General features: G+C 64.3%; 14 protein-coding genes. 9 read left to right on the top strand and 5 right to left on the bottom strand.

The window, feature by feature from the left end; all coding sequences use genetic code 11:
* Nucleotides 1-229 precede the first annotated feature (229 nt).
* The 6 genes from G4L39_RS14455 to G4L39_RS14480 all read left to right on the top strand — a co-directional run bounded on the left by G4L39_RS14455 (nt 230) and on the right by G4L39_RS14480 (nt 7,787).
* On the top strand, nt 230-985 hold the full coding sequence (locus tag G4L39_RS14455) for a GNAT family N-acetyltransferase (RefSeq protein WP_165109322.1): 756 nt from the start codon (nt 230-232) through the stop codon (nt 983-985).
* Nucleotides 982-1,818, top strand: coding sequence for a lysophospholipid acyltransferase family protein (locus G4L39_RS14460; RefSeq protein ID WP_165109324.1), 837 nt, complete (start codon nt 982-984; stop codon nt 1,816-1,818). Before G4L39_RS14455 ends, G4L39_RS14460 begins: the two co-directional genes overlap by 4 nt.
* A gap of 521 nt (nt 1,819-2,339) precedes the next feature.
* The gene (locus tag G4L39_RS14465; protein WP_165109326.1) at nt 2,340-2,870 is read left to right on the top strand and encodes a Fur family transcriptional regulator; all 531 of its coding nucleotides are present in this window, start codon (nt 2,340-2,342) and stop codon (nt 2,868-2,870) included.
* A gap of 916 nt (nt 2,871-3,786) precedes the next feature.
* Nucleotides 3,787-4,449, top strand: coding sequence for a prepilin-type N-terminal cleavage/methylation domain-containing protein (locus tag G4L39_RS14470; RefSeq protein ID WP_165109328.1), 663 nt, complete (start codon nt 3,787-3,789; stop codon nt 4,447-4,449).
* Nucleotides 4,450-4,809: 360 nt separating this feature from the next.
* Complete coding sequence (locus tag G4L39_RS14475) at nt 4,810-6,771, top strand: choice-of-anchor M domain-containing protein (protein ID WP_205881049.1); 1,962 nt, start codon at nt 4,810-4,812, stop codon at nt 6,769-6,771.
* A gap of 86 nt (nt 6,772-6,857) precedes the next feature.
* A complete protein-coding gene (locus G4L39_RS14480) occupies nt 6,858-7,787 on the top strand; it encodes a ZIP family metal transporter (RefSeq protein WP_165109332.1) in 930 nt (309 codons plus the stop codon).
* Between the two features lie 98 nt (nt 7,788-7,885).
* Here the strand turns inward: G4L39_RS14480 and G4L39_RS14485 are convergent, their stop codons facing one another.
* From G4L39_RS14485 to pncA, 3 genes are all read right to left on the bottom strand, one after another.
* Nucleotides 7,886-8,389, bottom strand: coding sequence for a DUF2127 domain-containing protein (locus G4L39_RS14485; RefSeq protein ID WP_165109334.1), 504 nt, complete (start codon nt 8,387-8,389; stop codon nt 7,886-7,888).
* A gap of 66 nt (nt 8,390-8,455) precedes the next feature.
* Nucleotides 8,456-10,051, bottom strand: coding sequence for a glycine--tRNA ligase (locus G4L39_RS14490; protein WP_165109336.1), 1,596 nt, complete (start codon nt 10,049-10,051; stop codon nt 8,456-8,458).
* Between the two features lie 215 nt (nt 10,052-10,266).
* Nucleotides 10,267-10,887, bottom strand: a complete 621-nt coding sequence (pncA, locus tag G4L39_RS14495) for a bifunctional nicotinamidase/pyrazinamidase (RefSeq protein WP_165109338.1) — start codon at nt 10,885-10,887, stop codon at nt 10,267-10,269.
* A gap of 424 nt (nt 10,888-11,311) precedes the next feature.
* Here pncA and G4L39_RS14500 point away from each other — a divergent pair, with 424 nt between their 5' ends.
* Nucleotides 11,312-15,949 carry an autotransporter-associated beta strand repeat-containing protein gene (locus G4L39_RS14500; protein ID WP_205881050.1) on the top strand — a complete coding sequence of 1,546 codons (4,638 nt, stop codon included), beginning with the start codon at nt 11,312-11,314 and terminating at the stop codon, nt 15,947-15,949.
* Between the two features lie 185 nt (nt 15,950-16,134).
* Here G4L39_RS14500 and G4L39_RS14505 read toward each other — a convergent pair whose 3' ends face one another.
* Together G4L39_RS14505 and G4L39_RS14510 are read right to left on the bottom strand one after the other, a co-directional pair.
* Nucleotides 16,135-18,570: a family 43 glycosylhydrolase gene (locus G4L39_RS14505; protein WP_276607592.1), complete on the bottom strand. Its 2,436-nt coding sequence runs from the start codon at nt 18,568-18,570 to the stop codon at nt 16,135-16,137.
* 121 nt (nt 18,571-18,691) lie between these two features.
* Nucleotides 18,692-22,249 carry an alpha-L-arabinofuranosidase C-terminal domain-containing protein gene (locus tag G4L39_RS14510; protein ID WP_165109344.1) on the bottom strand — a complete coding sequence of 1,186 codons (3,558 nt, stop codon included), beginning with the start codon at nt 22,247-22,249 and terminating at the stop codon, nt 18,692-18,694.
* 453 nt (nt 22,250-22,702) lie between these two features.
* On the opposite strand from G4L39_RS14510, the gene G4L39_RS14515 reads away from it, so the two are divergent.
* Entirely contained in the window at nt 22,703-25,240 is a 2,538-nt protein-coding gene (locus G4L39_RS14515) for a GH116 family glycosyl hydrolase (protein ID WP_165109346.1), read from the top strand.
* 166 nt (nt 25,241-25,406) lie between these two features.
* The coding region (locus G4L39_RS14520) for a hypothetical protein (RefSeq protein WP_165109348.1) at nt 25,407-25,715 on the top strand (309 nt) is incomplete at its 3' end.

Below are 25,715 nucleotides of genomic sequence, written 5' to 3' on the forward strand. Positions count from 1 at the left end.
GGCGCATTGCCTGCCCATGGTGTCGGGGAATGCCAGACCATGCCATGGCACCGCCAACCACCCGGAGTGCGCTTGGGTGAAGGGAGGGAGGAGCAAGCAAAGAGGTTCGTATTGGTGACTTCTCTTCCTCTTTTCCCGGCCGGCTCCGTAAAAACCCCTGAATGTAACAGCGTTGTAACAGCTGTGGCCTACACTGCGGCAGACCCTAACCACGGAGATGAGACCGGACATGGAAACCCAAGTTCAAACCTGCCTGCAGCGACTTCCGCGCGCGAATCTGCGTGTCACGTTGGCGAGGGGTGCCTCCGAAATCCTCGCCGCGCAAAAGCTGCGCTGGCGCGTCTTTGTCGAAGAGCTCGGTGCCAAGCTGACCAGCCGCACCCCTGGCGTCGACCAGGATTTTTACGACCCCTACTGCGATCATCTGATCGTGCGCGACGAAGCCAATGGCCGCATCGTTGGCACCTACCGCATCCTGCCGCCGCAGGCGGCACGTAAGGTTGGCTACTATTCGGAAAACGAGTTCGATCTCACAAACCTGGCCCCCTTGCGCCCCCATATGGTCGAAGTCGGCCGTTCCTGCATCGACCCGGACTACCGCACCGGCGCGACCATCAGCCTGCTCTGGGCGGGGTTGGCGCGCTACATGCGCGAGAACGGCCATCAATACCTGATCGGCTGCGCCAGCATCAGCATGAAGGACGGCGGCCATAATGCTGTAGGCGTCTATCATGCGTTGGCGGCGCACCGTGCGCCGCCCGAATACCGGGTCTTCCCGCGCCACCCGCTCCCGCTGGATCACATCGTGGGAACGCCGAATCCCAACATCCCGCCGTTGATCAAGGGTTATATGCACGCCGGGGCCTGGATTTGCGGCGAACCCGCGTGGGATCCCGACTTCAACACGGCCGACCTGCTGATCTTGCTGCCGATAAGCAGGGTCGATGCGCGCTATGCGAAACATTTCGTGGAGCGGCAAAAATGAAGACGCTTTGCGCGGAGGTGCGCGCCGCCTTCCGGCTCACGCGCGTGGGTCTGCACTTGGTGTGGGGCGTGGCGATGGTCGCGCTCGTCTATCCGTGGATAGACCTGCGCTTGAAGCGCTGGCTCAAACAGTGCTGGTCGCGCCAGCTGCTCCAAATACTGGGGGTGAGACTCAGCGTCAACCGGGAGACCTCGCTCCCCGGCGGGCTGCTGGTGTCCAACCATATCTCCTGGCTCGACATCTTTGTCATCAATGCTCTGGCGCCGGCGGCCTTCGTCGCGAAAGACGATGTGAAGCGGTGGCCACTGATCGGCTGGCTGTGTGCGCATACCGAGACGATCTTTCTCAAACGCGGCTCGCGCGCCGCCGCGCAGCGTACGCGTGAAGAGATTAGCGACCGCCTGCGGGCCGGCGGTTCCGTTGCAGTATTCCCCGAGGGTACAACCAGCCGCGGCGGCCGTGTCTTGCCGTTTCATGCCGCGTTGTTCCAGAGCGCGGTCGATGCCGCCGCGCCGGTCGTGCCGCTCATGTTGCGTTATGTCGACCGGCGGGGCCATCCCAGCCGCGCACCGGCTTACGACGGCGAGATCACGCTGTGGCAGTCCCTGTGGGCGATCGCTCGCACGTCAGGGCTGACGGCCGAACTCTGCGTGCTGCCGCCGATCGCTGCCCAAACGGCAACGCGGCGAGCGCTGGCGGAGCGATGTCATGACGCCATTGCCCGCTGTCTTGAGCAACGCAATGGAATGCCGCTTGCGGCGGCAGGGGCTGCCGAGCAGAGCGCCGAAGAGCGACAGACACACTGTCACTCGCCTTTCACATCGGTCGCCTGAAGTAGCGGCCGGCAAAACTCTCCTTGCAGAATTCTCGAAAAATCCCACACGAGCCACCTGCAGATCTTCATGGCCTCATGATCACGCGGCCGGCTGCCGGGCACCGACCTCAAAAGCCACGCGCCGCAGTCGGTGGCCCGGCAACCCCTCCCAACCACACGGTGGGATTAAACTCACAGAAAGGATGGCGCACAAGTTCAAGGTGGGACTCCGGCAGGGCTTGCACCGGGGCCCCACCTTGAGCGCCCCGCCGATCCGGGTCGCGCCCGCCACCCGTGCAGGTTCTGACGTAACACCGTTGATTCTCCCGGAAATGCCGGCCCGAGCTTGCACCGCCACAAGTGCTCGCGCATTTCGCGCCGCCCCTCCCCAAGGGCCGGACCTTACGTCGACCGACGACCAGGAGGTGTCCCGGGGGCCACTCCTTCACACCCCACCACTCCGACCCGGCAAAAAGGCGCGCGTCGCATGCAGGTTGCCTCTTGGAAAGGTTTCCCTCCCAACGTAAGCTGGCATTGTCTATGGAACCGGACCCGCAGACCTGTTGCGCCCAAACTCTGCCGGCCCACTGGATGGACCTCCTGCGCAGCCAGGGGGGACGTGTCACCCGTTCCCGACAGCGCGTCCTGGAAGCCATGGCGCAACTGGGCCGCCCCTCGACAGCGCAAGAAATCGCCCGGTCGCTGGGCCGCCGCGCATGCAACCTGGCCACTGTCTACCGCTCCATCGCACTGTTCGAAAACATGGGCCTGGTGCGCCGCGTCGAACTGGGCGACGGTCAAACCCGATTTGAACTCGCCGGGGACGATCAGCACACGCATCACCACCATCATCTCTTTTGCAAACGCTGCGGCCGTATCCTCAAGGTTGAGGGTTGTGAACTCTCCCGCTTTGAGGCTTCTCTCGCCCGCGACCACGGCTACACCGAAATCGAACACCGGCTGGAGTTTTTCGGGATCTGCCCGCGGTGTCAAAGCACCCGCACAGCGGGCTCTCCGCAGCACAGTCCCGGTACCATGGTCCGCCCGGATCGCCGCCGCCCTGCTCAGTAGTCAGAACCGAATGATCCCCTCCCACTTCTGCACCACCGGACCCGGTCGCGACCCGAGTCGCCCAAACAGCCGGCCACCCACCGCTTGACCATCGCCGGTCTGTTCCCACCGCTTCTGGACTTTCGGCCAAACGAAACGACGGTGATTCCCGAAACTGAGGGCAAAGCCGGAACCTCCCTTCGCCATTGTGCAGATGCCGGCCGGCGGTCCCATATGAAAGCCGGCCGATCTGAACGCCCGGCCCCGGGCCGGCGAATCCCGGTCCTCCCGATTCCGCCGTTTCGGCCCGGTGCGGATGCTCCACACGGGTTTCTTGTTCGGGGCTTGCGTTTCCGACCGACCTCTGCTTTATTGCTAATGCAATGCAGTTGCATTTGCAACATGCCGGGTGGCAACCCGCGACAACGGCCCGGCCGGGCCGCTGCACCAGCGCCCCGGGGTACGCCCTGACCGGGACGCACACGGCCACCCTCGCGGCAGTGGCCTGCCTGCTCTGGGCCCTGCTCGTCGCCGCCTCGCCGGTCCTCCACCACGACCTTCACGGCGCCGGGGCCCTCTCGCCGGACCATCACTGCCTGGCCACCCTTTTGTCACAAGGCGGTATCGAGACCACCTTCACCCTCGTCGCCGCCCCATCTCCGCCCCACCACTTCTCCGCCTCGCCGCCCCCACATCCAGCTCCTCCCGCCCGCTCGTGGAAGGGACGGCATCGGAACCGGGCCCCACCGGTATCCCCCCGCTGAACCCTCCACGGCCACCCTCCGCCGGCCAACCATCACCAGCCGCGGCGGGTCCGCGTCCGGCGGTCGATCCGTTCCCCGCCGGCACACAACCGTGCCGGTATGGGTTCCGACCGCACGCCGATCCCCGCACGGGCCAACCCGTCACAACCGTTGGCAAACAGTCCATGCAAACAATGTCGCCAAGCCGCCGAGCATTTACGTTGATCGAACTGCTGGTCGTGATTGCGATCCTCGCAATCCTGGCCGGACTGCTCCTGCCTGCCGTCGCGCGCGCCAAATCCAGAGCCCACCGCGTCGCCTGCACCAGCAATCTCCGCCAACTGGGTCTGGCCCTGCGCATGTATGCCGATGACCACGGCGGCTACGGGCCCACGACCACCCACGGATCGGGGACCAACGCCTGCTGGATCTACCAACTGTCCGACTACGTCGCCCGTGTGGATGCCATCCGCATTTGCCCGGCAGATCCCAAAGCCGCTCCGCGGCTCGCCAACCGCACCACCAGTTACACCCTCAACGAGTTCATCGCGGTGGATCTGCGAGACCCCTTTGGAGCCATTGTCGAAAGCTTCCGCAAACTGGACGCTCTGCCGAAACCCGCCCAGACCATCACCGTTTTTGAGATCGCCAATTCGGCCGGCATCAGCATCTACAACGACCACACCCACTCCCGCAACTGGCGCTCCTGGAGCAACGTCCTCGCCGATATCCAACCCGACCGCCACGGTGCGTCGGCAAACTATCTGTTTGCCGACGGTCATGTGGAGACCATTCCGGCACGAGTACTCCGGATGCGCATCGAGGCCGGAGACAACTTTGCACGGCCACCGCAATAAATGTCACGTATGCAAGCCTCCACACTCACTTTCCGGGCGGGTTTGAACCCGGCTTTGGCTGCCGTGAGGGGGCGGTTGCCCTTCCCCAACGGCCCGAAGCAGCCGGTTCATCCCCGTCCGGGTTCCAAGTCATCAAACCCAGCAACCACGAGAGAATCCATGAGGACATCAAAAACAACACACAGCGCAAACCCCAAAGCACAAACTGGAACGAACCTTCCACCCTGCCATCGTTCGCAAGCCGGCATGGATACGGGCCCCGGGATCTCCCGAAGCCGCCCACGGCCGCTACGTGGGCTCTGGACACTGGCAGGGTCTCTGGCCGCTGCCGGCGTGCTTCAGGCCTCCGAAATGCCACGGTTGGCCACGGGACATGCCGACGTGGGCGTCGCATTCTCCGACGGTGAGCTGGAAATGCATGTTCATCATGACGAATGGGGTGAGTTCCACCCGGACGAAGTGTGGCTAAAGGTCGCGGCTTCGGCTCGCACCGCGGTTCCCTCGGCCCCTGCATTTGCGTTCCTCGGAGATCCCGGTACGGCCCTCTGGATCCTGCCGGCATCCCAGCGGCCGGATCTACTGTTCCTGGGGCTGGGGGCCGAAGAGGTTGCTCCCGGCGTTTTCAGCGGCGATGTGCTGCGCGTGACTTTGAAGCACTGGGAGGGTCCCGGTCATTTCATCGTGTACCAACTGGACAACTTCGGCACACCCACGGTCTGGATCAACACCCGGGACGGCGTTGACACGAACGACTATGTTCCGCTCCCCGCGGGGGGCCACATTCATGTCAACTGGGTCTTCAGCGCGCCCGGATTCTACCGTCTGACCTTCCAGGCTTCCGGCACCCTGGTCGGCACGGGCCGGGAGCTCACCAGCACGGAGGCCGTCTACCTGTTCGACGTGGGCGAGTTGCCACGCCTGACAATCACCCGGGCGCACGACGGGGACCATTGGGTCCTGCGCTGGTTGTCAGAAACCAACACCCGTTACCAAATCCAGTACCGTGTGGCCGCCGACTCGGGACCATGGACCGATCTCGGACTTCCGATACCGGGGACCGGCGGCATTCTGGAGGAACATGTTGAACCTCTGCACCCGCAACAATTCTTCCGACTCCGGGTAGAGTACAATCCCGGGAACGAGCCCGGCATCGTGGCCCGGCTTTTCATTGCTGATGCCACCAATGCCGCGCTGTCCATGATTGACCTCGAAACCGGCGCCGTGTACCCGGCCCTCTTTCCCCTCGGCTCCCGCGCCCGTCTCGCCTCTACACCGTCCTCGCGCTATTGCCTGGCCGTGCAATTGGATGCCGGCAGGGCTGAATTGTTCGACAGTGGCATCTACGTGGAGGACCACGGGGACCACTGGCACTATTACAAACAACCCGTGCGTCGCATGCAGGTTTCCCTTCTCGGTGCCAATCCCGTCCACACCGTGGCATTGGGCGACTGGCTAACTCTGCACTGGGACCTGTCCGGAAGGGTGGACCTCATCCACGAAAAGGAACTCACCGTTGCGGGCGATGCTTACGTGCCCCAGAGCATTCATGCCGGTGCCCAGCACGGTTCCGCCGTGCCCTTCACCCATCCCCCGGGCCGTTTCTTTGCCGTGAGCAAGCCCAATCCGCTCTATCCACACGAGACCCGAAATCCCCTACCCGTCGGTGTTGATATTTGGGATCTTGATACCAGCAACCGCGTCCACACCGCCACCGGTTATACACGCATGCATGGTGAGGCCGGCAACGGATGGTCGGCCGCCTTCGGATTCGTCGAGGGCGTCCTCCTGTTGTGGCACAACGGGAACGGGTGGACCAACTACATGATTCCCAACCCGCCGACCATGCCGGCAGGCTACCGCATCGGTGACCTGCGCGGTCACGAGACCCTGAACCACTACTTCGGACTGGCCTTCCAGGGTGAAACCGCCGGCGATATGTTCGTCATCTCTGCAACCGACCTGAGCATGGAACGACTGGCCCTTCCCGGCGACTCATTCGCCGTGGCCTACGAACTTGGCCCCGACGGCAACACCTTCAATGTGGTCCTGGCCAACGGAGACTTCGTCGAGATGAACGCCCGGACTCTGCAAGTGCTGGGGGTTCGGAGAGCTTTGATTGCGCCCACCACCAACCACAGCAATCACGGCCAGTTTCACCCCCACGTGGCAGGAGGCCTTGGCCGGCTCTACGTCACTGATCCCATCGGGCAGCGAGTGGTGGAACTGGAGGCGGGTTCGCTGCGCACCTTGCGCGTATTCCCGCTGCCGGGCACTCCGACCAAGATCACCATGCATGGCGTGTTGGTGCCTCCCACACGTTGAACCGAATCCGGTGGAAGGTTCGGCGGCTCGGGCCCAACCCGGCCCGGGCCGCCGCAGCAAGACCCGCATCCCCGCCGTTTCTCCCCATGCTGCCCTGGCTTGCTAACGTGGGCCTGTATGCGGCCGCGACGTTCCTGGCCTCCCTGGTCGGTGGCGGCCTGCTCCTGCTCTTGCGCCCGACACACAACCATTTGCAAACGGCCCTCAGCTTCGTTGGAGGACTCATGCTCGGCATGGTCCTGATCCACCTCATCCCGCATTCCATCTCGTGTCTTTCTTCCGTGCATGCGGCCATGGGATGGACCCTGGGCGGCTTTCTGACCCTGTTCTTCCTACAACGAGTCCTCGGCTATCACGATCATGAGGTCGCGGTATCAGGTGAGGGCGCCAGCCCGCCGTCCGGAACCGCCAATTCGACCCCCCATGCGCCCGTTCTGTCCCACCGGGTCTCGTGGATCGCAGTGGCCCTGGGTCTGTCGCTTCACTCCACGATCGACGGCATCACGCTCGGTGCCGCAATCAATCTGCACGCCCACACGGGTGACAGCGCACTCGGGCTCGGTATGGCCCTGGCGATCATTCTCCACAAACCCTTCGATGCCGCGGCCCTGTTAACTCTCGTCCACCGCGCAGGCGGTACCAACAGGCTCAAGTGGAGCCTCAACCTCGCCATCGCCTCGGTCACCCCGGCCGCGTTGCTGGTTACCTTCTTGGGCTTGGGATCCCCGGCGGATCCGCATTCCGAAGTGTTGGGGTGCATGCTGGCGTTCAGCGCGGGAGCCTTCTTATGCATTGCCTGCAGCGACCTGCTACCCGAACTCAAGTTCCATGCGCACGACCGTTTGCGGCTTTCCGCAGCCCTGGTTCTCGGACTGGCCCTCCCTCTGGCCCTTGGTGAGCCCCATGAACATAACTACACCCACACACACGGCACGGTCCATGGCTGTGTTGAATCCCACGCCGATCCTCGTCCGGCAAATCACGGGGCAGCGTCGGCCCCCTGTGAACTGCACTAGCCGACTCCTGAAAACGGTCTTCTCGGCCAGAACCCCATGCAAACGACCCCTTCGTGTTGAGGGTTAACGTTTCTGAACATGACATTTCCAACACCCTGCTAATGGTGCCGGAACAGGCGTTCGCGGTTGGCCACCAGGTACCAGACAATGCCCACGTTGATGACGAGCACGACCGTCACAGTGACGGAGAAACGATGCAGGAGTTCGTACACCTCGATGGGAATGAAAAAGCAGGATTCTCCGATCGCCATCCAGCCGGCCCAACTTGCGCGCAACCACAGGCCAACCCCTTCGGCCAGGGAAAACAAACTGTAAAAGGCCGTGCCGGCCGCCACCCAGTGCAGTCGCTGAGACGAGATTTGCCCAAGCTTGATCCCCAAATCCACAAAGAACTGCTTCTCAGGGTCCAGGTGCAGAACCAACAGAACCTGCCGGAACAGACCGGGCAGGCTCTTGTCCGACAGCTTCCATACCCCCAACGCCAACAGGAGCAGGAGCAGGGCCTTGCCCAGCTTGAAGAAAATAATGGCGTAGAGAGTTGGAGCCCTGCTGCCGGCAGGGCCCCTGGCCGGGGTCGGTTTGCGAGAACGGGCGGATGCCATGGGTTTCCGGACGTGGTGGGCAAGTGGTCCTGGCGAAGCCAAACCCGGCTGCGCCGCCCCGGAACATCAGCGCAATCGCGACTGCAACCACTCCAAAAGCCCGGAAATGGGCACGCGCGTCTGTTGCATGGTGTCGCGGTCGCGTACCGTCACCGTGTCCTTCAGTTCGGGCCCCTTCTCGCCCAGGGTTTCGAAGTCCACCGTCACGCAGAAGGGCGTGCCGACTTCGTCCTGACGCCGGTAGCGCCGACCGATTGCACCGGCGTCGTCGTAAAACACGTTCATGTGGGGACGAAGCAGGTCGCGAATTTGCCGCGCTTTTTCCACCAGGGCCGGCCGGTTCTTTAACAACGGGAACACCGCCACCTTGATGGGGGCGATCCGCGGATGAAGCCGCAGCACGACCCTGGTTTCCGGTTCACCCTTCTCATTGGGTGCCTGATCCTCGTCATAGGCATGGCACAACAGGGCCAGCGCCAGCCGGTCCACACCGGCTGAAGGCTCGATCACGTGGGGGATGTAATAACCCTTGCCCAGCATCTCGGCGTCCTGCCGTGCGGAGGCTTCGGCTTTATCCGCCGGCTCCCCCATCCGCGTCAGGTAGCCCAATCGGTGGCGGTAGTAGCGCTCCTGAAGGTCCTGTTGTTTGGAAGGTTCCAACCGACCCCATGCCGCCCGTAATTCCTCGTCGAAAACCGTCATGGGCCGGCCGGAGTAACGTTGGTGCTGGCTGAGGTCGAAATCGCTCCGGGCGGCAATGCCCTCCAGCTCCTGCGTGCCAAACGGGAATTTGAACTGAATGTCGACGCAGGCGCGGGCGTAATGGGCAAGTTCCTCCGGTTTCTGCCAGTATTCCTCCAGCGTGGTGCGCGGCAGTCCGATGCTTTCGTAGAACCGGATCCGCTCCTCCACCCAGTATTGATGCCACATCTGCCAGCCCCAATTGGGTTGCGGTTCGCCCGGGTGACCGGGGCCGGCGGGGCGGGCCACCTCCCCGTAAATGGCCTCCACGGCCTCGTCCGGCCGAATGAAAAACTCCAGTTCCATTTGCTCGAACTCGCGCGAGCGGAAGGTGTAGTTTCGGGGCGTCACCTCGTTGCGGAACGCCTTACCGATCTGGGCAATGCCGAACGGGATCTTCTGCCGCGAGGTTTCGAGCACGTTCTTGAATTGCGCGAAAATGGCCTGGGCGGTTTCCGGTCGCAGATAGGCGACGTTTTCCTCGGACTCGATGGGGCCGACAATGGTCTTGAACATGAGGTTGAAGGGCCTGGGCTCGGTCTTTTCGCCCTCGCATTCGCTGACCATTTTGCTGGGCTTGCGCGGACACGGCGTCTCGTGCAACTGGTCGGCCCGAAACCGGCCCTTGCACGTCTTGCAGTCCACCATGGGATCACTGAAGGTGGCCACATGCCCGCTGGCCTCCCAAATCCGCGGATGCATGATGATGGTGGCGTCCAGTCCCACGACGTCGTCGCGGAACCGCGTCATCTGCAGCCACCACTGCTCCTTCAGATTCCGCTTCAGCTCGGCGCCCAGCGGACCGTAGTCCCAAAAGCCGTTGATCCCCCCGTAAATCTCCGAGGAGGGGAAAATGAACCCGCGCCGTTTGCACAGCGCCACGATTTTCTCCATCAACTGCTGAGAGGCCGACTGCGCCATAGCGGTCGCAGTCTTCGGGAACGGTCAGGCCCTGTCAAGGAAAGGGCGGGAACCGGCGCTCGTGCCGCGGGGCTGAACTGCCCGTTCTCTGCTCCGGGCGGGTCCCGGGCCGTGGCATGCGCCGGTCGTCCAACGCCGGCCGCGCCACATCTCCGCCCCGGGCGCGCCCGGCCGGCGCGCAAGTCCTGTCCCGGCCGACCGAAGTCTGCCCCGCTTCAGCGGCCCGGCAGCTCGTCACTCCGGACCAATCGCACCCCGGCGCGGGCCATCTCTGCCAGGGCCCGGTCCACGTCACCCGGCTGCAGGTTCACGCCCCGGCAGGCGTCCGTGATCACCCGGGTGGCGAATCCCAGTTGCACAGCATCCAGTGCCGTCGCCTTCACGCAGTAGTCCGTGGCCAGACCGGCCACGTACACCTCGCGCACACCCTGTTGGCGCAGGAAGTCGGCCAGGCCGGTCGAACGCCGCTTCCCGTTGTCGAAAAACCCGCTGTAGCTGTCGATCCGCGGATCGGTCCCTTTCCGGACCACATGAACAATGCGGCTGGTGTCCAGGCCGGGCGCAAATTCTGCCCCCGGCGTGAACTGCACGCAGTGCACCGGCCAGAGTACCTGGGGTAAACCGTCCAGGTCCACCACCTCACCCACCCGGCGCCCGGGGTGATTCACGGCAAAACTGCCGTGGTTCGGCGGATGCCAATCCTGCGTGGCCACCACCAGATCAAAACCCGGCTGCAGCCGGTTGACCACCGGGATCACGGCGTCGCCCTCGGGAACGGGCAGAGCACCTCCGGGGAGAAAATCATTTTGCAAATCCACCAAGAGCAGGCACCGCATACACCGGGCAACTTGCTCCGCTTCGCGCCGGAGCGCAACCGGCAGCGCATTCTTTCGCGTCTCCCCTGCCCGCGCCCCTTGCGCCACACCAGCCCCGGCGTCAATGACCCCTGCCCGCGCGACCACCTCCACGTCGCGGTTCCAATCCTGTGCCTGCGAAAACCTCCGGACCGAACGTGGGAACGACAAAAGTTCCGCCGGCGGCGTCTTTGCCGGAGCCGCCCGGAGCCGGCCCCGACCCACCCCTCCCACAGCGTTTACGAAGCCCTTCGCCAAACGACATTTCCCGGCTTGTCCCCAATTCAGGCCACAAGACAACCATCACACCTTCCATCACCATGGTCCTGGTTGTGCGAGTGCTTTGCACATCGCACAACCCCGAAACCGTTTTGGCGCAGACCTGACCAAACCACGGAACCGAATCATGAAAGACCGGAACGATCCTCAACCCCAATGTGCCCTGACTGCACAATCTTCCGCGATGGCTCGCCCGGGGCGGATGGCCACGTTGTTCCCCCAAACGCTGGCGGTTTGGCTCGCCCTTGCCAGGTCGGCCTCCGCAGCGGTTTGGGTTGGCACTGAAGGCTTTTGGGATGACCCCGCCAACTGGGACACCGGCGTGCCGGACGCCGCCGGCGGCTGGGCCATCGGTAACGTCAGCAATGGTGGCACCGCCATCGTTCGCACGGCCGTCCCGCCCGTGAACGAGGCTTGGGCCGGTAACGCCGGCGGCCCCGGCACCATCGTCGTGACCAACGGCGGCGTCCTGACAGTCAACAACTGGATGGTGATCGCGCGGATGTACCAGTCCACCGTGGAAACCCCGCTCAGCCGGCTGATCATCGAAAACGGCACGCTCAACAAGAGTGGTGATGGCCTGATCGTGGGCGACAATTACCAGGGGCTCAGCTCGCCCGGCGAAATGATTGTGGGCGGCACCGGCACGGTGAACGTCACCGGCGGCTGGTGGGGCATCGGCAACGGCGCCGCCAGCCGCGGCCTGGTGGTGTTGCGTGACCAGGCCGTGGTGAACGCTTCCGGGTACGACTTCAACGTGGGCGATTACGGCGGGGCTGTGGGCCGGTGTTACATCTCCAACCAGGCCACCCTGAATGTTTCCCGCTTCTGGATTGGCAAGTGGGACACCTCCTCCGGCGCCCTCTGGCAAAATGGCGGCGCGGTGATTGGCACCGGCCCGAACGCCAACGAATGGTGCATCGGGGGCGAAAACGCCGCGGCTTCCACCGTTTACGGGTTCTATGCCCTCCAGGACGGCATCCTGGTCTGCCCCTTCAACTTCCAGGTGGGCCGGTACGGTTACGGCGTCTTCTACCAGAGCGGTGGCACCAACCTTCAGTCGGGTTGGTGTGACACCGCCCGCTTTGCCGGCAGTTTCGGCGTGGCCTGGTTTTCCGGCGGGCGATTTCTGCACGACGGCCTCAACACACGGTACATGATCGGTGAAAACGGGCGCGGCGAGGTCTCCATCACCGGCAACGCCGACTTCCAAACCCTTCGGCCCGTGGCCTTCGCCAATGGCGAAGCGTTGCTGAGCCTCAAAGGCGGTACCCTCACCGTGCCGGGATTTGAAAAATGGGCCGGAACGGCCTTTTTGGCTTGGGACGGCGGCCTGCTGCGGGCCAGCGCTGATCATCCCGACTTTCTCCCGGCGGGCGTGGATGACGTGCGCGTCTTTGCCGGAGGCGCCGTTGTGGACACGGCCGGCCACGAAATCACCTTCCGCCCGGCCCTTCAAGCCCCCGTCGGCCAGGGTATCATCAGCATCCCCATCGTCAGCCCCGGCTCCGGTTACATCGGCGCGCCGCTGGTGCAGATCCAGGGCGACGGCAAGGGCGCCATGGCCGTGGCCCAGGTGGATCCCTTGACCGGTCAACTGACGAACATCATCGTCACCTGTCCCGGCTATGGCTACACCTATGCCTTCGCCATGCTCGTCGGCGGTGGAACGGCGGACCCCGCCGCATTGGGAACACCCGTACTCGGGCCCGTTACCTCGGGCGGCCTGACCAAGCGGGGCGCCGGCACCCTGACCCTCGCCGGGCCCAACACCTATACCGGCCCCACGCTCGTCCAGGCCGGCCGCCTGCGAGTCACCACCGAACACAGCGGCGGCGGTGCCTTCGACGTGGCCGGCGGCGCCATCCTGGCCGTCCAGCGCACCAGCAACTCGCCCGGACTCGCACTCGCCAGCCTCGATCTCGGCGGCACGGACCCGGCAGTGCTCGAGCTCGACCTCGACGATGCCTCCGCCACCCCGACTCCGCTGCTCCTGATCCACGGCGCGTTGAACCTGCGGGGCCCGACCGAGCTGCATGTGGACGGCCGGAACCTACGGATCGGAACCTACCCGCTGATCCAATACGGCTCACGCACCGGCCCGGCCAGCTTCACGTTGGGACGACTCCCCGTGGGCGTGCAGGCCACCCTGGTGGACAATACCGCCGCCAGAACGATAGACCTTGTCGTCTCGGCGGTGGGCCAACCTCGGTGGGATGGCCTGGCCGGCCCCGTCTGGGATGTCGGCGTAACCACCAACTGGATCGAACTCAGCACCGGACAACCCACGGTCTACCAGGATGGCAATCCCGTGCTGTTCGATGACAATGCCAGGGGCACCACTACGATCACCCTGAACTCGGTGGTCCGTCCGGCCGCAGTGATTGCCGAGCACAGCAGCCTCGACTATCACCTGAGCGGTTCCGGCCGGATCAGCGGCACCACCGCCTTTATCAAACGCGGCTCCGGCACCTTCACCATGCACCTGCCGGCCAACGATTACACCGGACCCACCCGGATCGAAGGCGGCACCCTGATCATCACCAACGTCGCACCCGCCGGTCAACCGAGCGCCATCGGCGCCGCTCCCGCCGCTGCCACCAACCTGGTGCTGGCCGGGGCCACACTGCGGTACGAAGGTGCCCCCGGACAAACCGACCGCGGCTACGCCATCCAGAGCACCAACAACGTCCTCGATGTGCGCGGCGATCTTGTGCTCGCAGGCCCGGCCGCGGCCCAGGCCGGTAGCTATATCCACAAGACGGGCCCGGCTCGACTCACGTACACCTATCCGGGCACCCTGGACCTCTCGGGCGGTGGCTGGCCCGGCTACACCATCGGGGCCGGAACGGTCGTCTTTGACGGATCGGCCGGCAACCAGCTCGTGCGCGTGGCGCCCGACCTCTGGGTCGGCAACACACCCGAGCAGGGCGCAACCCTGATTCTCACCAACACCACCCTGCAGGTGGACGCATGGGTGGCCGTGGGCCGTGGTAACGGCAGCGTGGGCAACCTCTCCTCGTTGACGGCCTACAATTCCAAGCTCCGCTCGGGCAACTTTTCCATGGGCTTTGACGCGGGTTTGGAGAACAATCAGGCCCGTCAACAGCTCAGCCTCCACGGCAACTCCAGCATCACCAACCTGGGCGACATGAACCTCGGCGAAAGCTCCGGCTCGGAAGCTCACATCCTGTTGGCCGACCAATCCACCTTGTTCTCGGACCACCGGGTCTTCATCGGTTGGCACTTCAACGCCACGGGACACCTGGCCCTCACCCATCAGGCGCAAATGTTCGTGGATGCATGGCTCTCCTTCGGCCATGAAGGCGGGCATGGCACCGCCTCCCTCCGCGACGACAGTCGGTTGTGGGTTTTGTGGGATCTGAACGTCACCGACGTCGGTACGGGCTACGGCCTGTTCGAACTCCACGACCGCGCGGTCGTGTCGGCCAACAACCTGTTCGTTGGTAAAGGTGCCGGTAGCACCGGCGTGTGGAGACAGGATGGAGGCCGGCTCGAACTCCGTCCCACGGGCGATGTGCTCCAGATCGGCGCCAACGGCGAGGGGATCTGGGAACAATCCGGCGGTACCGTACTCGCCCCGCGACACTGGGTCGCCATCGGTCGGTACCCCGGCGTCACCGGTACCCTGAATCTCTCCGGAGGTGAGTTCTCGCACACGGACCCGGGCCGGCTCCTGTTCGTGGGTGAAGAGGGCAATGGCATCCTCAACCTGAGCGGCAGCGGGATCCTGACGACCCTGGGTGACCGCCTTGTGGTGGCCCACACCGCCTCGGCATCCGGTACCGTCAACCTTGACGGTGGCGTTCTCCGCGTGCGTCGTGTGGCCGGTGGCCAGGGTGTCAGCACCTTCAACTTCAACGGCGGTCTGCTCCAGGCCCTGCCGGGCGCCGGGCCCGACCTCATGTACGGCCTGGGCACCGTATACGTCCTGCCCGGCGGCGCCGTCATCGATACGGACACCAACCATCTCACCCTGTCTCAACAACTGCTCGATGGCGGCGGCGGTCTGGTGAAGCTCGGCAGCGGGACACTGACCTTGCTGGCCGACAACACCTATGGCGGTCCCACCGTGGTCAGCAACGGCACGCTCCGCATCAACGGCAATTCCACCTCCTCCGGGATCACCGTGCGTCCGGGGGCCACCCTGGGGGGCACGGGCACCGTGGCCGGGACGGTCGTGATCCAACCCGGCGCCACCCTCGCCCCCGGTGAAAGCCTCGGCACCCTGACACTGACCCAAACCCCGCAGCTGCAGGGCACCGTGGTCATGGAGCTGGATCGTTCGGCCAATCCCCCGGCGGACCGTCTAGTGGTTCAGCAGGCTCTGACCTACGGTGGCACCCTGCACCTCATCAACATAGGGCCGGCCTTGCAGGCTGGAGACACCTTCCAGCTCTTCCAAGCCGCATCCTACAACGGCGCGTTTGCCGCGGTCACAGCCACCACACCCGGCCAGACCGTTCAGTGGGATCTGTCACGTCTCACCGTGGATGGCACCATCCGGGTGGCCTCAGTGTCGGCGGCCGAGGTCACATTGGATTGGGCTCTGGCCAATGACCGGCTTACGCTGACGTGGCCCGAGTCGCAACTCGGCTGGGTCCTGCAGGTGCAAACCAACGCACTCGCCGTGGGCCTGAGCACCAATTGGGTTACGGTGCCCGGTTCGGAGCTGACCAACCGGGTGATCATCCCGGTGGATCGCGGGTCCGGCAGCGTGTTCTACCGCCTGACCCGGCCATAGACAGCTGCCACCGACCCACCCGGTCGGAAAGCGAATCGCGTCCTCAACCCTGCGGGGAAAGGGATCGTGCGCCGGGAGCGCCGCCCTTTCCCCTGCTGTTTTTCGGGCGGCGCCACCGTGGCGTGTCATCGGCAAGGGCCATCCTCCGCCGTTCCCGAACGTCACGTCGCCGTCCGCGCATCCGTTCAACGACGCAATCGATGGAACCGCGGCTCCGACGTCCAGGGCAGGATCAACTCCCAGAAATCGTCCCTTAGGACCGCAGCGGAAGGCACCTGACTCCATCGCGCGGGATCCCCCAGCCGGTCGGTGATTTCCAATTGAAAACCGAGCGCATAACTCGGCCACCGGATCCGAACTCCCGGTCCCACCGGCTCAACAACCAAACTGACGGCCAATCCGGCGCCGCCCGGCCCGGCCAGGGAATTGGCCCGAACATCCTCCTCGCTCAACGCTCCGGCATACACGCGAAAATCTTGAATCAAGGCGCGCAACGGCGGACTGTCGCCCACGAGAGACCGCCCCAAATAAGCCCGACCCGATCCCACCCCCAACAACGAGGGCACCACCCCTTCATACAACCGCGCCCGTACGCCGTTGGTGTACACAGTCACCCGCCCCTGGGTGGGGTCCAGCACCCAGACCAGATGCAACGCCTGCCCGTCCAGGGTCGGTCCAATGTCCAGATTCACACCCGCACCGGAATAGTTGAACGTCAGACGGGCCGTGCCGGAAGCCGTGCGCGGCGTGAAGGACACAAATCGGGCCGGCCTGCCGGCCTGAACGTCTCCCAATTCAAACAACCGTGCGCCCGGTTCGTTGGTTCCAAAGCGGACGAAACATTCCAGCGTGACCGGCGACGACACCGTGATCAACCCTCCCGGAAGCTCCACATGGGATCCGACCGCCCCATTGAATTCGAGACCTTCGGCGGTGGCTTCTACCCCTGTCACGGATCGAGGATGAGCCGTGCCCACCTGATCCCGCAGCCCCGAGGCAAAGTCGTACCAATGCGCCAGTCCCGGATGCACCCATGCCAGGCGCCGGATTTCCACCGGCGTCAATGCCCGTCCGTAAATCCGTACCGAGTCCAGCCACCCCTGATACGGTGGGTCCGGCCACTGGCTCAGGCCCAGATAATTGCTGCGGGCCTGGATCTGCCAGGGCACAAGGTTCAGGTTGCTGCGAACCGCGACCGGTGCCGCGTTCAGATACAACACCGCCCGCCGGGGCTCGAATGTCACTGCCACATGCGCCCAACTCCCGGTGGGAAATGCAAAGGGCGCGTCCAGGCGGATCTCGCCACCCGGTCCACTGGTGGTCAGTGCACAGCGGAACCGCCCATTGTCCGCCCGGGGCGTCAGCATGAAATACCGGCTCGTGCCGTCGCCAAAGTCCAGAAAGCGCTGCCAGGTGCCGCCACCATCCCATCGGGCCCAAAATGCCACGGTCCGCGCGTTGGCCACCGATGCGGGCAATCCCACATACGCCCCGGCGCCGGAGAGGCGCACACCCCGGCCCCGCCCGCTCACCGGCTCCACCCGTGCCCCGTTATACAAAGACCCGTCGTAAAGCCGGCCCTGATCCCGCGCGTCCGTTTCGAAGCTATAGAAGGCACTCCAGTCCAACCCTGCCACCGGCCACCCGTCCTCCGTCCAGTCCAACCGGACCATGCCCAGTTTGGGCGTACCCTGATCCAGGCCGTCGTAGTAGTGGAATGTCACCCAATACTGGTCGCCCTCACGGTACACCCCGGCGTGGCCCGGTCCCACAAACCGGCCTGTACTTTCCAGAAACACCTCACCACCACGTTGCACCAGGGACACCCCGTTCCGATCCCGGAACGGTCCCGTGGGAGACACGCTCCGCCCGACCCGGATCTGGTAGGTGCTGTCCACCCCCGCACAGCACGTCCCCCAGTTCACAAACAGGTAATAGTAACCACCCCGACGGTACAAATGCGCCGCTTCAATCTGATCGTTCCACGCGACGCGAACCGGTGAAGTTTGCGGCTGCGCTCGCAGGCCCGTTTGCGGATCCAATTCCACCACATAAATCCCCTGCCAATACGAACCGAATGCAAGCCACAACCGCCCGTTCTCATCCAACAACACACTCGGGTCGATGCAATTATACGGGTCGCCCGGGCCTGATTGAATGACCGGTCCGTGATCGGTCCACCCGTAATCGGGCCGGGAGGAATCCAGCGTCGGGCTGCTGGCCAGGCCGATGGCGGAAACCTGGCTCCCCCACGAAGACACCGAGTAGTAGAGCAGATAGCGCCCGTTCACGTGGACGATGTCCGGCGCCCAAAATGTCCCGTCAAACAACGGCACCGCATTCGTGGTCCAGGCAGGCGCACGATTGACCGGGAACACTGTCCCGGCCGACGACCAGTGCAGTTTGTTGGTGGACACCTTGATGGGGATCCCCCGGCCGGTGGTAAACACATAGTACCGCCCCTCACAAAGGATCATGGTCGAGGGATCATGGGCCCCCAGACTTCCCGTGAGCGGTTCCTGAGCCCGAACCGGGCCCGAAACAGCGCACGCACCCAGCACCGCCCCCAGGGCAACCCATACCCGACCGCAGCTTTTCCTCAGGGACCAACGGGATTCCATGGCGCGTCATCGGTTTGCATGATTCACAACCACCACAAATACCCACCACCACTCTGAAATGCACCTCCGGGACGCATCCACGGCCGGCGCATTCCGGCTCACCGACTGCCATTCGATCCGCTCAGGGGGCAGCCAGCCGGTAATAACCGCGCGGACGCTGAAGCGTTACGACCACGGGCGGTTCCCCCGCCAGATTGGTCCACGGCCCCCAGGGGTCGGTCGCTTCCTGCAGCAGCGCGGTTTGCCACCACCAAAGCCACAAGCTCCGCTCCCCCCGCCACCAGTGAAGCCCCATGGACCCGGCCGTGTCGGTCGTCCCGGCAACCAGAAGCCCCTGCGGCAATTCCACCGTCTCGCCCTCGAGCTGCTCCAGAACCAGCCGTTGTAAGCCCGCGGTCGGCGGCCTCAGAAGCCCCCGGATCTGATCCCCGTCGAAAACCAGTTCGCCACCGGTCCATCTGCGCCCATCCAAAGTCTCCCAATTGTAGGCGATACGAACCGGTCCGGCGGGAAACCCGTTCAACCGCAGCGCAACACCTTCCGAACCGGGCATCACCAGGCGTCCATACGGTGCCGGTTCCGTTTCCAACCGCAGTGCGCCTGCCGGTGCCAGGGGAATTCGCCACACCACAACGGACCATGGGGGAAGGACCTCTTCAAACCGGGGCTGTCGGACCTCCAGCTCACCCGAGACCGGGCGCACCAGCTCCGGCTGCGCAAGACTGTTTTCCGCCAGCGGATGCGGCCCTGTCAATTGCTCATAACGGGCTCCCGGTGCGACCCGCGCTGCGCCGTTCAGCCACACCTCCACCGGAACATTTTCCCCGGTCACATTCACCAACTTCACCACCACCTCACCTCCGGACTCGTCCAGTCCGGCCACGGCGTACAGCGGCTCGGGTTCCAAATAATGCACGTCATGGATGAGTTGATCGTCGAGATAACAGCGAATGCGGGTCCCCTCCAGTTCCACGCGGATGTCGTACCAGCGGCCGGTCTCCACGGAACCGGCCACGGAGGGGCCCAGCGTGGTTTTGACGCCGTTCCGGCATACCTCAATGGCATGACGACTGTTGTTCCAGCCACCGATGTTCCACCAGGTCCAGTTCTGATCGTCCTGCCAGTGGAACAGAATGAGGAAACCTTCCTGGCCGCCGTCCTTGCGCGCCCGGACACGCAACGTGTAATTGGTCCACTGCACGTCGCCCGTGGTGGCCCGGCAATCCGTTTGCAGCGAGGTTTGCCGGAGCAATCCTCCGGTGGTCGTCCATTGGCCGTTGACCAGACGCCACCCGGTGAGGGATGTTCGAAAATCACTTTGGTACAGTGTCTCCGACCCGTGGGTAACCACCAGGTTGGTGAACGAGGCCCGTGTGGCCCATGTGCCCACACCCACGGCACCGCGGATCCCCACCTCGGGATAACGCACATCATGCACAAGCTGATCGTCCAGGTAACAGCGGATGCGGGTCCCCTCCAGCTCGATGCGAAGGTTGTACCATCGATCCGTGGCCACCGAGCCGGGCACCGGCTGTCCCAGCACGCTTTTGCCGCCCTGATCACACAACTCGATGGCGTGTTGGGTATTGTTCCAGCCGCCAATGTTCCACCACGTCCAGTTAGCGTCGTCCTTCCAATGGAACAGGATCAGGAACCCCTCCTGCCCGCCCAGTTTCCGGGCCCGCAGGGTAAGTGTATAATTGGACCATGTGGTCTCGCCGGTAACCGACCGGCAATCCACAATCAGGGCGTCCTGACGATAGACCCCGTTCATGACGGACCATTGGCCCCGGTACACCCGCCATTCGCTCGCGCCCCGGGCGAAGTCGCTGGCATACAGGACGTTGGTCCCCTGCCGCACGGTGACATCCGCGTACTCCACCCGCGTGTTCCAGGAACCCAGCCCAATGGCCCCGCGCGGCGGAATCGTTCCGGGCGGGGCCAGCCCCTGCCAGGACAACACCGCCGGCAACAGCCGGTCGGGCCGGTTCCGGGCAAACATCCGTTGCACATGATAGGACGGAGTCAACACATGGGTGGTGGCATCGAAATAAATCAGGTCCGGGTTCCACGCCTTGTTTTCCAGACGTGCCAACAAGGGCGCATAGGAGGCCATCACCACCACGTCCGAGTTCCGTTCCAGCCCCGTCATGAAAGCAGCCTCCGCCAGCGCTCCCATCAGATTGCCGTTGCCGGCGCCACTGGTCACCGCATATTCACCCACGAAAATCCGTGGACCGTTGCGCGGATAAAAATCGTACTTCCGCGCATTGGCCAGAAAGAACCGGGGTGCATTGTAGTAATGCTCGTCGCTGATCTCCACCGGGCGCGACACGGGCAGTCCACCCCAGTCACAGGCCACCAGTTGGATGTCTGGATAGCGCGCCTTCAGCGCGTCGTAAAAGAGCGCGTACCGTTCGTTGTAAGCGGAGCCGCCGTTTTCATTGCCGATCTGTAAGTATTTCAATCCAAACGGTTCCGGATACCCCAGCGCGGCACGCACGGATCCCCACCGCGACGTCACCGGCCCGTTGGCAAACTCCACCGCATCCAAAGCGTCCTGCACCCAGGCATCCATCTCCGCCATCGGGACCACCTCGCGATGGGACATCCCGCAGTTCACCACAAACAACGGCTCCGCACCCAGATCCCGGCACATCAAGAGGTATTCCAGGAAACCCAGACCATTGGGCGACCAATACCCCCACAGGTTCCATCGGGTCACCCGGTCGGGCGGAGGTCCGATCGTGTCTTTCCAGCGGTATGCGTTCGTCAGCCACTCACCCTCCACCCAACAACCGCCCGGGAACCGCACAAAAGCCGGGTGCAGATCCGCCAAACGCGCCATCAGGTCGTGCCGCAAACCATTGGTGCGGGCATTCCACGTTTGCAGGGGAAACAGGGAAACATAATCGAGCCAGACGGTTCCCGCGCTTGGCAGTGCAAGCACCAGCTGCGCGCGCGGCTCCGTCCGGGACGCCCTCAGTTCCAGCTCGTAATCCCGCCACTCACTTCCCAAACCGTACAAAAGTCCCGAGGCCACGGCGTACCCGCCGGAGGCCGGCTCCAACCGCACCAGCAACGGACCGGTAAACCCGGACGCGGCTCGCAAACGCACCCGCAATACGTAAGTCTCCCCCTCCCGAATGCCCATGCCAAACCAGCCCTCATTGGCCACGCCCACCTCGCCCGACCCGCCCCGGTGCTCCAGGCGCAATGCCCGCTGATTGTTCGTGCTGGAGAATGAGCCCAACGTGATTTCCCACGCCCCCTGCGCCGAGCCACTGGTCACCGGCACCCAATGATTGGTCCAGCCCGGCTCTTCAAAAGAGCGGTTGCGCACCAGCTCCGCATACACACCACCATCCCCTGCGCTGTTGATTTCCTCGAAAAAGATGCCGTACAGACTGCGGGACACCGCGATCCCGGGCTGGTCCACCTGCACCTCCAACCGGGCGCGCGGCGATTGCGCCGAGCCCGGCCAACCACCCGGGCCCAGCAATCCCACCACCAACCACACCCACGCGGTCCGTGCGAGTCGTCCCGGAGAGGCCCGAACCGCACTGCGGAAACGCCCCTCTCCCCCGCAGGAGGCATCCGCACTCGCGACCGTCCCCGTCCCCGAACGGCCACGCCCGGGCCGTGCACCACCCACGAAGTTCACCCTCCTCGATTCCATGACATCACCCTCCTAGCAAAACAGTCCGCCAAACGGTAGCTCGACATCCCGCGCACCCGCAACCCGGATCGCACCCATCGTCCCGGTTCGCGTCCAACCACAGCCCGTTGAATCGCAAGCCCGGCTCGAAATCTTTCCACGCGCCTCGGGGCAAAGTACAACATCTCATCCACACACCGCGGACGCGACGAGCCCGGGAATCCCCAACCACAAACCATTTTCCGACGCGGCGTTCGCGGGCTGATTTCGCGATGCGACGGGCCGTCCCTGGGCCCGAAACTCCCGGCCACCCCGGCAGGCAGGTCCGAAAACCGCCGGGACCTCCCCGCCCGACCAGCAGGGCGGCTTCGCAAACATTTCCATTTGGTACTTGCCGGGGCCTTCTCAAGCGGTTAGCCAAGGTTCAGGCCAATGTAAGATCCAACCCAACCCAGACCACGACCTTCCAGGCTTATGGCACGTCGTCCCCAGGCTCGTCCGGGCGCAGGTCTTCCACGGCGCGAGTTCCTCAAATGGACCACAGCCGGTCTTGCCGCAGCGGGCGCGTTCCCCGGCACGGTCCGCGCGGCGTCTTCCAAAACCATCTCCCAAAGTGCCGTCCGGCGGAGTCGGGCCGGTTGGTCCCTGGTCTACGAAGGCGACACATTGAACCGGGTTGCGTTCCCCATGGGCGGAATCGGCGCGGGCATGATCTGCCTCGAAGGAACCGGCGCCCTTTCCCATGTGTCATTGCGCCATCGTCCCGAGATTTTCCATGAACCTGTCCTGTTCGCCGCGGTCTGCATCCGAAATCCCACCCCGATCGCCCGCGTCCTCGAAGGGCCTGTGCCCGGCTGGAAGAAATTCGGTCGGCCCGGCACGGGGAACGGCGCCGCAGGCACCACTTACGGCCTGCCCCGATTTCGCACCGCCCGGTTCGAGGCGCGCTTTCCCTTCGCGACGGTCCAGCTCAGTGATCCCGACCTGCCCCTGCGCGTGGAAATCACCGGCTGGAGCCCGTTTGAACCGGGCGATGCCGATGCCTCCAGCCTGCCGGTGGCAGCCCTGGAGTACCGCTTTGTCAACCGAACCGGCCGTTCGCTGGATCTGGTGTTCAGCTGGAACGCACGCAATTTCATGGCCGTGGGCCGCAACCCGGCTGCCATCCGGCCCGTACGCGGTGGCTTTCTGTTGGAAGGGTTGGCGCCCAGGGAACGCGGTTGGGAAGCCGGAGCCTTCTCGGCCTGCGTGGACGCTCCGGAGGTGCACGTGAATCACGCATGGTTCCGCGGAGGGTGGTGGGATCCTTTAACCCTCGCCTGGAAGGACATCGCGGAAGGGCGTTGCGTGGACCGGCCGCCGGTGACCGAAGGCGCCCCCGCACCTGGAGCATCCCTTTTTGTGCCGTTTTCCCTGGCCCCTCGTGGAGATCACAAAGTGGTGCTGCGACTGGCCTGGTACGTGGGGCAAACGCAACTGCGATACGGACGCGACCCCGAAGGAGCCCCGCCCCCGGAACCTTATCGTCCCTGGTACGCAGCCCGCTTCCGAAACATCGACGAAGTCACCGACCATTGGCGGGACCATTACGCGGCACTGCGCGAACAGTCCCAACGTTTCAGTGATTGTTTCCACGCCTCCACGCTCCCGGCGGAGGTGCTGGAGGCTGTCGCCGCCAATCTCACCATCCTGAAGTCGCCGACCGTGCTGCGCCAGGACGACGGACGATTCTGGGCGTTTGAAGGTTGTGGAGACGATGCGGGCTGTTGCCACGGCAGCTGCACCCACGTGTGGAACTATGCCCAGGCTGTCGCCCATCTGTTCCCCGCCCTGGAACGGTCCCTCCGCGAGACCGAGTTCGGCCCCTCCCAGGACGAACACGGCCACCAACAGTTCCGCAGCAACCTGCCCATCCGACCCACCGTCCACGACTTCCATGCCGCTGCCGACGGACAGCTCGGCGGCATCCTCAAAGCCTACCGGGAATGGCGGATCAGTGGCGACACCAACTGGCTCCGACAATGGTGGCCCCGCATCCGCCAGTCCCTGGAGTACTGCATCGCCACCTGGGATCCTCACCGCCGCGGCTGGATCGAACGACCGCACCACAACACCTACGACATCGAGTTCTTCGGCCCCGAACCCATGTGCACCAGCATGTACCTCGGAGCTCTCCAGGCAGCCGTGGAAATGGGGCGCGCCCTGGGCGAAGACACCGAACCGTATGAAGAACTCCGGAACCGCGGCCGGCTTCGCATGGAGACCGACCTCTGGAACGGCGAGTATTTCTTCCAGAAAATCGAATGGGATCCGAACACGCCCCTGCCCGGGGCCGATTCCCCCGAAGCGGCGGACCTGATCCGCCGCGAAGGCCCGAAATACCAGTACGGCTCCGGTTGTCTGTCCGATGGCGTTTTGGGCGACTGGCTGACCCGCATGTGCGGAGTCCCGCCCGTGCTGGACGAAACCAAGGTCCGCAGCCATCTCCGGGCCGTCCATCGCTACAATCTGAAACACGACCTCACCGATCATGCCAATCCACAGCGGCCCGCCTATGCCTGCGGGAACGAGGGCGGCCTGTTGCTCTGCACCTGGCCACACGGCGGCATGCCCTCACTGCCCTTTGTGTACTCCAACGAAGTCTGGACCGGTATCGAGTATCAGGTAGCCTCCCACCTGATCCTGCTGGGCGAGCTCGAACGGGGACTTGAAATCGTCCGCACCGCCCGGTCGCGCTACGACGGGCGCGTGCGCAACCCCTTCAACGAATACGAGTGCGGCCACTGGTACGCGCGCGCGCTCTCCAGCTACGGACTGCTGATCGCCTGCAGCGGGGCCCGTTACGACGCTGTGGAACAGGTCCTGTACCTGCGGCCACGCCTCAAAGGTGATTTCCGCTGCTTCCTGGCCACGGCCACCGGCTACGGCCTTGTGGGCATCCGCCGCGGACGGCCCTTCGTGGACGTTCACAGCGGACAAATCAACATTCGCGAGATCCGGCTCGAGACCTGACCCACCCGCCTTTCCCGTGCCCGGCCAATACCCTTCCTGGTCGCGCCGCGGCGGCCAGCCTCAAGGAAACCCCAAACCTTAGCCATCGCCTGAGGTATTGCACCGGCGGGTGAAGATTTTTTGGGTTCGGCGTTGACTATCCTCGCGCGCCGTGCCTCAATGAAGCATGCCGACCGTCACCAAACGCTCGCCCAGGATCCGCTTCGAGTTTGTCGCCGCCCGCAAGCAGTCCACCCTGGGCGGATTGCCCGCCTTGGAAGCGCTGGCCCAGCAGTTTGACCTCTGGCAAAAAATCCGCGCCCTGCCCGGACTGGACCCGCGCACCCGCACCTCCCACGGCTACAGCCCCGAGCTGATCGTGGCCCAACTGATCTACTGCTTCTGCTCGGGCGGGGCCAGCCTCGCCGACGCCGAACGGCTCAACGACGAGCCGCTGGTGCGCCAGTTGGCCCGCGTCAAAAAGTTCGCCGACCAG

This window comes from Limisphaera ngatamarikiensis (genome assembly GCF_011044775.1).
GTDB lineage: Bacteria > Verrucomicrobiota > Verrucomicrobiia > Limisphaerales > Limisphaeraceae > Limisphaera > Limisphaera ngatamarikiensis.

Excerpts from the sequence above, each read along its gene's own strand:
- G4L39_RS14455 (WP_165109322.1), top strand. The coding sequence starts at position 230 with ATGGAAACCCAAGTTCAAACCTGCCTGCAGCGACTTCCGCGCGCGAAT.
- G4L39_RS14460 (WP_165109324.1), top strand. The coding sequence starts at position 982 with ATGAAGACGCTTTGCGCGGAGGTGCGCGCCGCCTTCCGGCTCACGCGC.
- G4L39_RS14465 (WP_165109326.1), top strand. The coding sequence starts at position 2,340 with ATGGAACCGGACCCGCAGACCTGTTGCGCCCAAACTCTGCCGGCCCAC.
- G4L39_RS14470 (WP_165109328.1), top strand. The coding sequence starts at position 3,787 with ATGTCGCCAAGCCGCCGAGCATTTACGTTGATCGAACTGCTGGTCGTG.
- G4L39_RS14480 (WP_165109332.1), top strand. The coding sequence starts at position 6,858 with ATGCTGCCCTGGCTTGCTAACGTGGGCCTGTATGCGGCCGCGACGTTC.
- G4L39_RS14485 (WP_165109334.1), bottom strand. The coding sequence starts at position 8,389 with ATGGCATCCGCCCGTTCTCGCAAACCGACCCCGGCCAGGGGCCCTGCC.
- G4L39_RS14490 (WP_165109336.1), bottom strand. The coding sequence starts at position 10,051 with ATGGCGCAGTCGGCCTCTCAGCAGTTGATGGAGAAAATCGTGGCGCTG.
- pncA (WP_165109338.1), bottom strand. The coding sequence starts at position 10,887 with ATGCGGTGCCTGCTCTTGGTGGATTTGCAAAATGATTTTCTCCCCGGA.
- G4L39_RS14500 (WP_205881050.1), top strand. The coding sequence starts at position 11,312 with ATGAAAGACCGGAACGATCCTCAACCCCAATGTGCCCTGACTGCACAA.
- G4L39_RS14505 (WP_276607592.1), bottom strand. The coding sequence starts at position 18,570 with ATGGAATCCCGTTGGTCCCTGAGGAAAAGCTGCGGTCGGGTATGGGTT.
- G4L39_RS14510 (WP_165109344.1), bottom strand. The coding sequence starts at position 22,249 with ATGGAATCGAGGAGGGTGAACTTCGTGGGTGGTGCACGGCCCGGGCGT.
- G4L39_RS14515 (WP_165109346.1), top strand. The coding sequence starts at position 22,703 with ATGGCACGTCGTCCCCAGGCTCGTCCGGGCGCAGGTCTTCCACGGCGC.